This window comes from Chryseobacterium sp. PCH239, assembly GCF_018924625.1.
GTDB classification, from domain to species: Bacteria; Bacteroidota; Bacteroidia; order Flavobacteriales; family Weeksellaceae; genus Chryseobacterium; species Chryseobacterium cucumeris.
The window spans coordinates 234,436-247,240 of the sequence record NZ_CP073027.1 but is presented as its reverse complement, the minus strand read 5'-3'; the positions used below and the strand labels follow the sequence as shown (position 1 = coordinate 247,240).

The following is a 12,805-nucleotide window of genomic DNA, read 5'->3' as shown; positions in this document are numbered from 1 at the left end:
AACTGTACTGAACAAATTTACTAAAATACCTTTCTGTACCGATGATATTTTAGTGAACTGTATCCTTTTTGAATAGATTAATCTTATAATTTTGAATAAAAAAAATTCTATGGATATCATTTCAAAATTTACAGTGGGTTCTGAAGAGGGAATTTCTGATCTTATAACCATTATCGATTCTTCCGTTTATACATTGTACAAAGAGTTTGTAAGTGAGGAAGACATCAAAAAATATATTCAGCACGAAATTGATCCGAGAAAAATGATCAATGACCTGAACAATCTTTCCAATCAACTGATTATGACCTATGCTGACCAGAAGCCAATCGGATACAGCATTATAAAAAGTGGTTCTTTACACCCAGGAGTCCCTGAAGGGAAAAGAGCTACAGAAATCAGCTTTGTAATTCTATCAGAGTTTGATTCTCCGGAAACAAGACAGTCTCTTTGGAAGAAATGCAGATCCGCAGTGAGTTTCACAGATATCATCTGGATCAATATGCTTGATCATGATCCGCTTGCAGCATTTTTAAAAGAATCCGGATTTGTGGCAGCAAGCAGTACAAAGGCCGGACCTTTTCAACTTCCTTCTCATATTTTAGAAATGGAAATTAATAAAAGTTGATTTAATTATTTTCGCCCACAGATTTGCACAGATAGTTTATAATAAATAGTTTGTTACCTTAGTATTTGATACTATTGAGCAAAGCTATAATTACTATTTCTATTATCTCATTTAAAATTATTTTAAGCAAACAATAGTTTACTTATCTTTGATTTTTATAATTTTTACCTATGAGTGATCAGCTGGAAACGATAGAAGATTATTACAGACGCATCCGTAAAGATCAGATTAAAATATTTGATTCTGAGGATTTTGAAACCGGAAAATCCCACTTCAATATCTCTATGCGGAGATACTGTAGTTTCAAAAGTCCTTACAACCGTCGTGATTATTATAAAATAAGCTTTATCATTGGAAAAGGCACTATTCATTATGGTGCGCATCAACTGTATATAGATGGTCCTGCTTTATTTTTCCCTTCTCCCAGTATTCCGTATTCATGGGAGTGTGAAAGCGATGTACAGGAAGGATATTTTTGTTTGTTCAACCAGGAGTTTTTTAATGGAAATTCAGAATTTAACCTGTTTAAAAAAACATCAATGTTCAAGGAATGGAGCAAGCCTGTTATTTTCCTGACAGAAGAACAAGCTCAGCTGGCTACTCTTTATTTTGATCAGATTTACAGAATGAACAATTCTCCCTATCCTTTCCGTTGCAGCAGCATTAAAAGCAATCTAGCCTCTGTAATGCATTTGGCGCTGGAAAACCGCGTGGAAGACATCAATCCCCATGAACTTCCTGCAAATGTTCGTTTATACAAGTTATTCGATGAGTTGCTCAACAAACAGTTTCCTTTGGACTCTCCTGCTTATCCACTGACATTAAAAACACCTTCTGATTTTGCCGAGCATCTGAATGTGCATGTCAATCATCTGAATTCCTCGGTGAAATCTGTAACGAACCTTACTACAACACAGATTATTAAAGAAAAGATGTTTGAAGAATCTAAAAACCTGCTGAAGTATACCAATTGGGATATTGCCCAGATAGGCTATACTTTAGGGTTTGACCAGCCTGCTCATTTTAATAATTTTTTTAAAAAGTATGCCCGCACTTCACCCTTAAAGTTTAAGAATTTATCTTAATATTTGATTTTTGTAATTTTTACTTTGTCTTTTAAAATCCGGTTTTGTATTTCTTGACTTATTTTTGCAATGTAAAAAATGAATGAATATGTTGAGAGAAGCATCTGAGCAAAGAATCAGATTAATTACCATTATGGCTTTCGTGTCTATCCCGCTTTCCGGGTTTGTCACTGATATTTATTTACCATCGTTCCCTTCTATGGCCAAAGAAATGATGGTTTCGGAAAAAGATATTCAAATTACCCTGACTTCATATCTGTTGAGCTACGGAATTTCCCAATTGTTTGTAGGAGGAATTCTTGATAGCATTGGTCGTTACCGTCCCAAATTAATAGCATTATTCCTGTTGATTCTGACCAGTATTTTAATTACGATGACAAACAGTATTTTACTGATCTGTCTGCTTCGTATTCTTCAGGGAGCTGCGGTTTCAGTACTTGTTGTGGCAACGCGTGCTATTTTTGTGGATATTTACGATGCGGAAAAGGTAAAACATTATTTGAGTTATTTTACTATTGTCTGGTCTTGTGGTCCTATTCTGGCGCCTTTCCTTGGTGGATATCTTGAGAAAATCTTTAACTGGCATGCTAACTTCTATTTTTTGGCAGCTTATGCCGGATTTTTGTTTCTTTTTGAGTGGTTTTTTAGCGGAGAGAGCCTTCCCCAAAAAAAGAAGCTGGATCTTTCAGAGAATATAAGTCTTTACAAAATGATGCTTAAGAACAGAATTTTCATGCTGGGTATTTTCATTTTGGGGCTCAGCTACTCTATCGTAATGTTATTTAATATTACCGGACCATTTATTATTGAAAACACTTTTCATTTTACACCGGTAGTCATTGGATACTGTACGTTAATCTTAGGATTTTCGTGGATGATTGGAGGTTTTATAGGAAAACGCAGGCTGACTCTTGATTTTAAACCAAGAATATTGCAACCTATCCTTCTTCAGCTGATTCTGATTGCAGGGTTGATCACTACCAGCTATTTTGCAGAAAGCCTTTTTATTATGATTCCATTTGCCTTTTTTATTCATATATGTTCCGGAATTTTATTTACCTCCTTTTTTACGACAAGTATGCTTTACTTTCCGAAAAATGCAGGTACTGCCGGTGGATTGATGGGCGGATTGGTATATGTGATCACTTCTGTAACAAGTTTTATCATCTCGGTAAGCGGAACTGTAACGGATCAAAAAGGGCTTTCATGGCGTTATCTGATTATTGCATGTTTCCTCTTGGGGATCATTCTTATTATGCACCAGGCCGTTAAAAAAGAAAAAGCAGAGAACTAGTCTCTGTTTTTTTATATCTGTTGTATACTTTCAAGGTATTTTTTCAAAATAATCGCATGACAATACTCATCGTCTTTAGCAGCATATAGCAAGGTAATTTTTTCATGTTGTTTTAGGAAATCATTCTCAAGATTACTTTCATGAAGTCTTAATCCTGTTGACGGAGTAAGATTTTTAAATTAACACCTTTTACTACATTTAAGAGTGCAAAACCTGTTCCTGTAGATTCACGTTTCCTTTGTTTACAATGTAATATTTCATAATTAATTAGTTTCAATTAAAACTAATTTTTCGTATATTTGTTATAATAAGTCATGCTAAAAACCCTTTGGAAAGGCGCTTTAGCCTCCTATATCATTATAAAAGGATGTCCGTAAAACAGAATAACATATCAGAACTTGCTTTGGAACTTGGCCTTGCCATGAGTGAAATGAAAAGCCGTCTTCGACAGAAAATTCAGACCATTATTAATGAATATGATTCGGATTTGTCTTTTGAACTGATTGAAATCCTCGGCTTGCTATCAAGAAATTGTGGTATCAACCAGCAGGAAATAGGAAACAAAGTAAGCAAAGACAAGTCAAGTATTACTTATCTTATCAACAGTCTTGTCAAACGAAATCTTGTTGAACGGATAGCTGATAGAAATGACCGCAGAAATAAACAGATCTTTTTAACTCCAAAAGGTAAACAGATTGTAGAAACTGTTTATCCCTGGGCATTGGATCTTTATAAAAAGGCAGCTGATGACATTCAGGAAGAAGAAATCATCAAAGCTCTGCTTTTGGTAAAAAAAATGACCGCAAACCTGGAAGAATCAGGACCAAAACATCATACAATATGAGAACAATCCTTGTACCTGTTGATTTTACATCAACTACGGAAAATGCAGTAAGAATTGCAGCAGATTGGGCAAAAGCCTACGAATATCAAAATATTATCCTGCTCAAAACCGCAGGAGAATCTGAATTTGATTATCTGCATATCGCAGAAGGGCATTCATTTGTGAATGAAGAAAGTGTGAATAATCTCTTGCAAAGGACAGAATTGCTATTCGCTCAGCTGATGAAAATTGTCGCTGAAAAATCACCAGAAATAAAGGTTTCCAAGGTATTGAGTGACTGGACATTAACCAGAAGTATTAATGAGCTTTTAAAAAATGAGCCGTCTGTAGAACTGATTATTCTGGGAAGTGATGATCAGACTTCTACCACTGAGAGTTTTGTTTCGGAGCATATTATTAGTATTGCCAGAACAAGCCCTGTAAAAACACTAATTGTACCGCACAGCTATCATTATACTCCTGTTAAGAATATATTTATTCCTTGTGATATCAAGGGTATTAAAAGATTGGAAAGACTGTTTCATCACAAATCTGTTATTCACAAACAAGATGTTCGTCTTTCATTTTTAAATATCAATAGCCGCGAAAAAGAGGACGAAAGCCAGAAAAAGGAACTGGAAGATTATATCCGCGAACATTTAACAGAGATTCCAAGCAGCATTCATTATTCTCATGATGAAAATATTATCAGGGGTATCCTTAACTTTGCAGCATCCGATAAAGCAGACCTTATTATAGCACTGCCCGGTAAACACAGCTTTTTGTACTATCTGGCAAGCAGAAGTATTTCCGAGGGAATTTACCAGAATACCCATCAGCCTGTTTTAATTTTAAAATAATAATCTAACGGAAAGTGAATAACGGAAAGCTAATAATAAATTTTAGTACTTTCAATTTTAACCATTTTCTGCTCTTCCATTTTCTTGACATACCGGATCACCGTCTCCACCCGAAGACCGGTTAAGGTTGCGATTTGCTGTCTGGTATAGGGAACCAGAAATGAATAAGGTTCTTCAAATCCGAAATATTTTTTAATATGATCAAAAAGCTTCATCAGCTTTACGATAGGATCTGAAATGGCCAGAAAACTGGAAATCATAAACCTGAAATGCATTCTGTCAGCCATATATTTATTAATCTCAAGTATTAATTCAGGCTTTTCCAGCAGTATTTCGAGAACTTTGGTTTTGGAAATTTTAATAATTTCACAATGGGTCACAGCAATGGCATTAATGGCATAATGATGATCAGTAAATAAATAGCTTTCACCAATGCAATGCCCGTCAAAGGGGAACCCATGAACAAATTCTTTTCCGTCTTCCAAAAACGTATTCAGTTTCACGGTGCCTTGTCTGATCTGGAAATAATATTTCGCTGCAGTACCTTCCTGAAAAACAGCATCTCCTGCTTCATAATTTTCCAGAGTGGCTTCGTGAGAAAATAATAAATCTTCGCTTATGACCATCTTGTTACTAATTTGAGCAAAAATACTTAAAGTGCAAGCAATGCTACAACTTATCAAATACCACAAAAACACAGTATTTCTAATTTCAACACCACTCTTCTACCCACTTATCAGGCTGTAATTTTCTTTTTATGTTTTGCGCCCCAATCTGCCAGTGCTGCAATCACATCTTTCAATGACTCGCTGTATTCCGTGGGAACATATTCTACCAACACCGGCTTCTGGTCTGTGATAACGGTTCTTTCAACCAAATGATTAACCTCCAGTTTTTTTAATTCACTGGATAATACTCTTGCTGAAATGCCACTGATGGTTCTTTGGAGTTCATTGAAGCGTGTATGTCCACCCAGAATAGCAATCATCACCCGGATGGTCCATCTACCTCCCAAAACATACAAAGCATCCTCTGTAGCAGACAGATGATTACTGCATTGCGGCCTTGAATACACTATTTTTTCTTCTTCCATTGTTTCTGTTTTCACTGATTACTAACCTAAATGTTATCACTAACCTTTTGGTAACTACTATCTTTTTATTAGTAAATATAGATAATTTTGAAACATCAATTTTAAAAAAAATAAAAAAATGAAACGAGTACTTCATATTACTTCAAGCCCAAGAAGCGAGTCATCCATCAGTAAAAAGCTGGGAAATGCTGTTGTAGAAAAAATTACGGACAAATATCCTGACCGTGTTTTAAAGAAACGTGATTTGGCCAATCCTCTTTTTCCTCATTTAGAAGAAACGCATATCAATGCATTTTTCACTCCAGCTGAAAACCGTACTTCTGAGCAGTTGGAAACAGTAAAACTTTCGGATACCGTCATTGATGAATTGCTTGAGGCTGATATTATCATTATTGAAGCTCCTCTATACAACTTCAGTATTACTTCAACATTGAAATCATGGCTCGATCATATCGCCAGAGCAGGAAAAACATTCAGCTATAGTGAAAATGGTCCTGAAGGTCTTGTAAAAAATAAGAAAGTATATCTTGCTTTTTCGAGTGGAGGAGTTTATTCTGAGGGGGAAAGACAGGCCTATGATTTTGTAGTTCCTTACTTAGAAAAAACTCTTGGGTTTATGGGAATGACGGACATTTCTGTTGTCCGTGCAGAAGGGCTTTCTGTTCCGGTTATTCAGGATACCGCTCTGCAGAAAGGAATTGAAAGTATTGTTGTAGAGTAAAAATTAAAAATGCTGTTCCTCTGAACAGCATTTTTTGTATTGGAATCTCATGATCAATGCAAGCGATATTTACAGAATTAAAAGAATATTTTTCTCAACATATGTAAAGACTTTTCCGATTTTTTTCTCTCACTTTTACTTTATTAAATGAAAGATTATGGAAAATAATAAACAACCGAAACTGATTAATCCTACCGGGCTATTTAATCCCGGTCCTTATGGTTTTTCTCACAGTATTTCTGTGGAATCTCCTTCCAGAATGTGTTTTATATCCGGACAGAGCGGCGGTGTAGGTGAAAATCATGTATTGGCAGCCGACTTCAAAACTCAGGTTCAGGATGCTTTAAAAAATTTACAGATCGTTTTACAGAGCCATTCAATGAAATTTGAAAATGTTATTAAAATCACCTTGCTTATTGTAGACCACAATCAGGAAAAACTTGAGATATGGGCAGAGGAAGCTAAAAAGACATGGACGTCTTCATGGCTGCCAACCAGTACTCTTATTCCTGTAAGTCAACTGGCTCTACCCGGAATGTTGTTTGAGATTGATGCCATTGCGGTGAAAAATTAGTTTCTGTTAAGACGCTCAACGATTAAGGATGCAAAACTTTTAACTCCCGTTCTGATACTTTCTTCATCCACCTGAAAATTGGGAGAATGATTCATGGCGATCACGCCTTTTTCAAAATTGGAACCACCCAGGAAGAAATATACTCCTGGGATTTTTTCTTGAAAATAAGAAAAATCATCATTAAAAAACGGAACCTGACCATAATCCGGAGCAACTGCATTTTTGCCATACAGATTCCGAAGTATTTCTGTTGATGAACGGGTCAGTTTTTCATCATTAACAACAGTTGGATTTCCCTGGACAAATGAAACGGAAAGAAGATGATCTTTATATCCGCTGTCTTGAATAATTTTTTGAACGGTAGGAATTATTTTGTCCAAATTAAAGGAATTCGTCTCATACAGGTAAGTTTCAAGAAAAGACTCGTTATTTTTGGAATAACTATTGAATTTTCCGTCTGTGAACAGATAATCTTTAAAAATGGTATCAGGATTTGTCAATCCTGTTTTAGGATCTACGATAGATTGTAATTCCCAGGGTTTGCCTCCGTTAGAAGTCCGGAATAACGAATTGCTGATCTTTTTTCCCAGGCCGTTGAGCTCGTCTTCTGATAATCCGTTTTTTAGCTGAATTCTTATTTTTTTCTGATAAGCAAACATTTCATTGGCCTTCACCATAATTTGCCCGACTGGTGTAGCAGTCACATGCAACCCGTAGGATCTATTCTGGAAAGTAATCCATTATGAAGCATTTCTTTTGCTCCTTTGAAAGTTTCCTCTTCGGGCTGGAATATAAAATAGACGGTTCCTTTTAATGATTGCTTATTTTTTGCAAGAACCTCAGCAATTCCTAATCCAATCGCCATATGGATATCATGACCACAACCATGCTGAATTCCTTTTATTGTTGATTTGAAAGTTTCAGGATCGGGATAATCATTCGGAAGGGCATCCATATCGGATCTCCAGGCAATTTTTCTACCTTTTTTATCTCCTTTCAGAGTTCCTACAACACTATGTCCGTACGTATCTGTTTGAACTTCCATTCCAAGATCCAGGAGATATTTTTTAATTTTTTCCTGAGTTTGATTCTCCTTCCCTGCCAACTCCGGGTTTTCATGAAAATCCCGTCTGATATTCACCAACTTATTGAATATCTTATCTGTTTCCTTTTGAATAGACTGATGAACTGTTTGTTCATTCAAATTTTTGAAAAGAATAGCTTCTTCTTTTTTGGTATTAAATCCTTGTGCGGGCAAAACAGAGGAAGCAAAGCATAATAAAGTTACGGTAATTTTTTTCATGGCCAGTGATAATTGGGTAAAAAGTTCAATTATACAGATTAGACATTTGCCGTTTCACTTTCGTTACATTCTGATCATCAATTTATTATTGTTTTTTAGAATATTGACTTTACCAACAGTGAAATCTAATTCTCTATTCAATACCACATTATTTAAAATAATTCTAAACTATGTGAAAACAAAACCTCTTGAAACAGCTTAATAGAAAGGTTTTTTTACAAAAAAGTAAATTTAAATAAGCACAAATTACGTAGAAATACTGAATCTCATCTGCTGAGTTCTGATTAATTTCGAATAAACAAAATTGATAACTATGGATCGCTTGAAATACATTCAATCATTTCTGAAAAAGAGGTGCTACCTGAAGAATCCTGCAACTGTAGATCGATCGGCATGATAACCTCCATTTAAAAGGAGATGAAGATATCTAACCCCAAATTTTTCACGAAATGAATATTATTAACAAAATTCTCAACGTCGACGATTATTATTTCGACGTGTTTATGTCTATCTCGGAAGCACTTGCCGGATTTACGGTAAACGAACTACAATCAACAGGGCTTGCAGAAACGTATTACACTTATGTTTTAAAAAGCCTGGAAGCAGCAACCTTCGTAGAATTCCTTACCGTTTCTAAAAATATCCTTGAAAGTTCTTCCGGTGAAGAGGAATTAAAAAAGGCCATTCAATCTGAAATTATCAGCAACCCGGGAATGAATGACATTGCCGGAAAAGTAATCACTATGTGGTATCTGGGAACCTGGGAAGGAGCCTATATCAATGATCTCTCTTATAAGGAAGGGCTTGTATGGAATCTGATGCACTCCCATCCTCCGGGAGCCAAGCAGCCGGGATATAAATCATGGAATATTAAACCTGTAAACAGCAACTCATGAGCCAGACTACCAACAAAAAAGATGTGATCATCGTAGGAACGGGGATCGCAGGATCATTGATCGCAAAGCTATTATCCGATCATGTATTTGACATAACCAAAGGAAAAATGGTCCATCGTGCAGATGCCGGAAAATCCGATAACATCAGGGAAATATCAATCCTAATGTATGAAGCTGGCCTGGAGGCTGGTATTGAGCTGGATTCCGTATCCTCAATGACCACTTATAATGAATATATCCGTACTTTTTACAGAGAGGAAGCCAAAGTTCCCAACTCTCCTTATCCTAACTTAAAGCAGGCTCCTTCTCCCAACGTTCTGGATATGGAACACATTGTTCAGCCTTATCCAGATAAAAAAGGATATCTTGTACAATTTGGACCAATGCCCTTTGCTAGTGATGCGATAAGAGTAGGTGGAGGAACAACCCTTCACTGGCTGGGAACTACACCCAGAATGCTTCCCAACGATTTTAAACTTACCGAAAAATATGGTATCAAGATTCCAAAACCAGATTCTGATGAGAAAACCCCTGTCGACTGGCCGATAAGTTATGAAGAATTAAGGCCTTATTATGAGATGGCTGAGTTTGAAATCGGGGTTTCCGGGGATGTTTCAAGACAGGAGTATCCAATTACAGAGAAGACGCAAGAATATTATGGAGACTATGTATTTCCGATGGAAGAAATTCCTCAGAGTTATATGGATCATAAGATTATTGAGGGACTTAAAGGGACAAGTGTAAAGCTGAGTTCCGGAGAGATTCCTTTAATGATGGTGCCTTCTCCACAGGGAAGAAATTCTATTCCGAATCCAAAATACGGGAAAACAAAGATCATCAAAGCTGAGTCAAAAGATTCCGGATATCAACTGGTTTTAGACAGCTCTGAAAAAGAAGAATACAGAGCGCTTGGTTCTGTTTGGAATCCTTATATGGGAGAACGTTGTGAAGGGAATGCTTCCTGTGTTCCGATCTGCCCTGTTCAGGCGAAATATAATGCTTTAAAAACATTGAAAAAAGCTTTATATAAACTTAATGACAACGAAAATCTTAAGCGTAATCCATACATGCAGATCCAGGCGCAGAGTGTGGTTTACAGGTTAAGCATAGACCAAAATGATAAAGATAAGATCTCCAAGGTTCATTTAAGAAGATACACTTCAAAAGAGAAAACAGATTTTGTTGAAGAATCCATTGATACTTCAGATGCCATCGTGATTCTGGCTGCTAATGCTTTTGAAAATCCAAAAATTCTACTGAACTCCAAATATACGGTTAACAATATTGTTAAAACGGCGGCCAACAGCAGTGATCAGGTGGGAAGAAACCTAATGGATCACATGGTAATGCTTACCTGGGGACTTTTCCCTGAACCGGTTTATCCTTACAGAGGCCCTGGTTCTACCACAAACATTTCGTCTTTCCGTGACGGAGGCTTCAGAGGTGAATTCTCAGCATGGATTTCTCCGCTTGACAATTGGGGATGGGGATGGCCGGCATTTTCTCCAGGCTCAGATGTAGCCTACTTTATCGAAAAGAATCTTTTTGGGGCAGAATTAAGAAAAGAGCTTACCGACAGACTTTCAAAACAGGTTTTATTCCATTTTGAAATAGAACAGTTACCCAATCCCAATAACAGAGTTACCATTAACGATCAATATCTGGATGTAATGGGAATTCCCCGTCCTGTTATTCATTATGAACTGACAGAGTATGAAATGAAAGCGATGGAGCAGGCAAAAAAAGCTTCCGATCAAATGTTTAACAAATTAAACATTAAGGATTTCACAAAATATACTGCAGAAGACAAGAATTCTGTGGTGTACAATGGAGAAAGATATTCTTATAACGGAGCCGGCCACATCGTAGGAACTCACAGAATGGGTTCTAAAGCGGAAGATTCTGTAACCAACAGCTATTGTAAAGCCTGGGATCACCCGAACTTATATATCGTAGGAGCAGGAAATATGACGACTCTGGGAACTTCAAACCCTACTTTAACCTTATCAGCATTCACGATCCGTTCAGTAGAATCTATTCTGGCTGATCTTGAAATTCAACTTAAAAAATAACACCATGAGACAAAGACTTATCAATAAAACAGCACAACCCCAGGAAACGTTATTAACCGCAGGAAGAATGGCAGCGAGAAGCGCCGTTGTTACTGAAGCCGTTTCATTACCTTCTTTATTATTTGATTCAACATTGAGCAAAGAAGATTGGATAGAAGGGTTAAAACATCACAGTAAAACCTTAACGAATCTTTTGCTTAATGATCAGATCAAAGATTTCAATGCTTATCTGGAATCTGAGTTGGGTTCTGGAGTTTCAGAATTAAAAAGAGGGATAACAGAAATTGATTATAAACCGGTTTTACAAGACCTATTGCAAACGGCCATTCTTATCGAACACTCTACAATTCCTCCTTACCTTACGGCTTTGTATTCGATCAAGGATGGGACTAATGCTCTGGCTTCACAAATTATCAGAAGTGTTGCTGTAGAAGAGATGCTTCACCTGATTATGGTTTGTAATGTTCTGAATGCAATTGACATCCAGCCTTCTGTCAACAAACAGGAAAACTATCCTACTTATCCGATGAAATTACCGATGAACGTTGATTTCTATGTAGGACTGGAAACATTCTCAAGCAACAGCATTGCCACATTTATTGCGATTGAAAGTCCAAGCCAACCTTTGGTAAAAGCTCCGAAATATGATCACGAAGCGGACACTTCTGCATTATATTCTCAAAGAACTGCCGTACAGGAAAACAACTTCTGGACGCTTGAAAACATGAAGGATTTCATCATGGAAAATGTACACACCATTGGTGAATATTATGATATCTTATTCTTCTATATAGTTATTTTCCAAATCATTGCTTATTACAAAGATCATGGAAAACTTCCGACAAATTTTGAGGAATTAAATACCGGAGGAATTTTCACCGGAAATCCGGCAAAACAGATCCGTCCGGAACAATATTACGGAAGTGGAGGAAAATTACATTCTGTAGAGGCTTTGGACGGAGTAATTGCTGTTTTCCAGGAAATCAAAGGGCAAGGTGAAGGTGCTGATGATTCTATTTTTGATGTTGACCCCTCCCAGTTTGAAGAAGGAGTAGAACTGGCACATTATTTCAGATTCAAAGAAGTTTTCCATGAGCATTTCTATCTGGGAGGAAACTATGAGCCTTTCATGGATGAAAACGGAATGATGCCTGTAACAACTCCACCCACAGGAAAAGACCTTCCTGTAGACTGGAATGAAGCCTATCCTATGAAACCTAATCCGAAGTTGGAAGACTATGTAAAAAATAAAGAATTACATGCACAGGCTGTTGAGTTTAATAAAACCTACAGACGTTTATTAGATGCCATTCAAAGTGCTGTGGAAGGAAATCAGAGAGAACTGGAAAAATCTATTATGTATATGTATGCCCTGAAAGAGCAGGCTGTTAATCTGATGAAACAACCGTTGGATGCGCAGACTAACGCCGGGCCAACATTCGAATACATCAACCTATAA

General features: G+C 36.7%; 15 protein-coding genes. 10 read left to right on the top strand and 5 right to left on the bottom strand.

Annotation, left to right across the window (positions count from 1 at the left end):
• Positions 1-109 precede the first annotated feature (109 nt).
• The 3 genes from KBP46_RS01200 to KBP46_RS01190 all read left to right on the top strand — a co-directional run bounded on the left by KBP46_RS01200 (position 110) and on the right by KBP46_RS01190 (position 3,004).
• The gene (locus KBP46_RS01200) at positions 110-625 is read left to right on the top strand and encodes a hypothetical protein (RefSeq protein ID WP_062675180.1); all 516 of its coding nucleotides are present in this window, start codon (positions 110-112) and stop codon (positions 623-625) included.
• Between the two features lie 170 nt (positions 626-795).
• Entirely contained in the window at positions 796-1,710 is a 915-nt protein-coding gene (locus KBP46_RS01195) for an AraC family transcriptional regulator (protein ID WP_216444427.1), read from the top strand.
• Between the two features lie 88 nt (positions 1,711-1,798).
• The gene (locus KBP46_RS01190; RefSeq protein ID WP_062675182.1) at positions 1,799-3,004 is read left to right on the top strand and encodes an MFS transporter; all 1,206 of its coding nucleotides are present in this window, start codon (positions 1,799-1,801) and stop codon (positions 3,002-3,004) included.
• 11 nt (positions 3,005-3,015) lie between these two features.
• Here KBP46_RS01190 and KBP46_RS23410 read toward each other — a convergent pair whose 3' ends face one another.
• Positions 3,016-3,096 (bottom strand): hypothetical protein, encoded by an 81-nt coding sequence (locus KBP46_RS23410; protein ID WP_253297307.1) that lies wholly within the window; start codon positions 3,094-3,096, stop codon positions 3,016-3,018.
• Between the two features lie 275 nt (positions 3,097-3,371).
• Between KBP46_RS23410 and KBP46_RS01180 the strand changes: the two genes are divergently transcribed.
• Together KBP46_RS01180 and KBP46_RS01175 are read left to right on the top strand one after the other, a co-directional pair.
• A complete protein-coding gene (locus tag KBP46_RS01180; protein ID WP_062675183.1) occupies positions 3,372-3,848 on the top strand; it encodes a MarR family winged helix-turn-helix transcriptional regulator in 477 nt (158 codons plus the stop codon).
• The gene (locus KBP46_RS01175; protein ID WP_216444426.1) at positions 3,845-4,687 is read left to right on the top strand and encodes a universal stress protein; all 843 of its coding nucleotides are present in this window, start codon (positions 3,845-3,847) and stop codon (positions 4,685-4,687) included. The genes KBP46_RS01180 and KBP46_RS01175 overlap by 4 nt, the downstream gene beginning before the upstream one ends.
• A gap of 29 nt (positions 4,688-4,716) precedes the next feature.
• On the opposite strand, the gene KBP46_RS01170 is transcribed toward KBP46_RS01175, so the two are convergent.
• The gene (locus tag KBP46_RS01170; RefSeq protein WP_123279963.1) at positions 4,717-5,313 is read right to left on the bottom strand and encodes a Crp/Fnr family transcriptional regulator; all 597 of its coding nucleotides are present in this window, start codon (positions 5,311-5,313) and stop codon (positions 4,717-4,719) included.
• 110 nt (positions 5,314-5,423) lie between these two features.
• Positions 5,424-5,780 carry a helix-turn-helix domain-containing protein gene (locus tag KBP46_RS01165; RefSeq protein WP_062675186.1) on the bottom strand — a complete coding sequence of 119 codons (357 nt, stop codon included), beginning with the start codon at positions 5,778-5,780 and terminating at the stop codon, positions 5,424-5,426.
• Between the two features lie 118 nt (positions 5,781-5,898).
• Between KBP46_RS01165 and KBP46_RS01160 the strand changes: the two genes are divergently transcribed.
• Both KBP46_RS01160 and KBP46_RS01155 read left to right on the top strand, forming a co-directional pair.
• Positions 5,899-6,501, top strand: a complete 603-nt coding sequence (locus KBP46_RS01160) for an FMN-dependent NADH-azoreductase (protein WP_120231518.1) — start codon at positions 5,899-5,901, stop codon at positions 6,499-6,501.
• Between the two features lie 157 nt (positions 6,502-6,658).
• A complete protein-coding gene (locus tag KBP46_RS01155) occupies positions 6,659-7,075 on the top strand; it encodes a RidA family protein (protein ID WP_120231519.1) in 417 nt (138 codons plus the stop codon).
• Here KBP46_RS01155 and KBP46_RS23405 read toward each other — a convergent pair.
• Together KBP46_RS23405 and KBP46_RS23400 are read right to left on the bottom strand one after the other, a co-directional pair.
• Positions 7,072-7,752 carry a M20/M25/M40 family metallo-hydrolase gene (locus KBP46_RS23405; protein ID WP_253297149.1) on the bottom strand — a complete coding sequence of 227 codons (681 nt, stop codon included), beginning with the start codon at positions 7,750-7,752 and terminating at the stop codon, positions 7,072-7,074. The two genes, KBP46_RS01155 and KBP46_RS23405, sit on opposite strands and share 4 nt — an antisense overlap.
• Before the next feature lie 23 nt (positions 7,753-7,775).
• Positions 7,776-8,378: a M20 family metallopeptidase gene (locus KBP46_RS23400; RefSeq protein WP_253297148.1), complete on the bottom strand. Its 603-nt coding sequence runs from the start codon at positions 8,376-8,378 to the stop codon at positions 7,776-7,778.
• 449 nt (positions 8,379-8,827) lie between these two features.
• On the opposite strand from KBP46_RS23400, the gene KBP46_RS01145 reads away from it, so the two are divergent.
• The 3 genes from KBP46_RS01145 to KBP46_RS01135 are packed head-to-tail and all read left to right on the top strand — an operon-like array spanning position 8,828 to position 12,805.
• Positions 8,828-9,274 (top strand): hypothetical protein, encoded by a 447-nt coding sequence (locus KBP46_RS01145; protein ID WP_062675189.1) that lies wholly within the window; start codon positions 8,828-8,830, stop codon positions 9,272-9,274.
• Positions 9,271-11,346, top strand: a complete 2,076-nt coding sequence (locus KBP46_RS01140; RefSeq protein ID WP_216444425.1) for a GMC oxidoreductase — start codon at positions 9,271-9,273, stop codon at positions 11,344-11,346. The genes KBP46_RS01145 and KBP46_RS01140 overlap by 4 nt, the downstream gene beginning before the upstream one ends.
• 4 nt (positions 11,347-11,350) lie before the next feature.
• Entirely contained in the window at positions 11,351-12,805 is a 1,455-nt protein-coding gene (locus tag KBP46_RS01135) for a ferritin-like protein (protein WP_216444424.1), read from the top strand.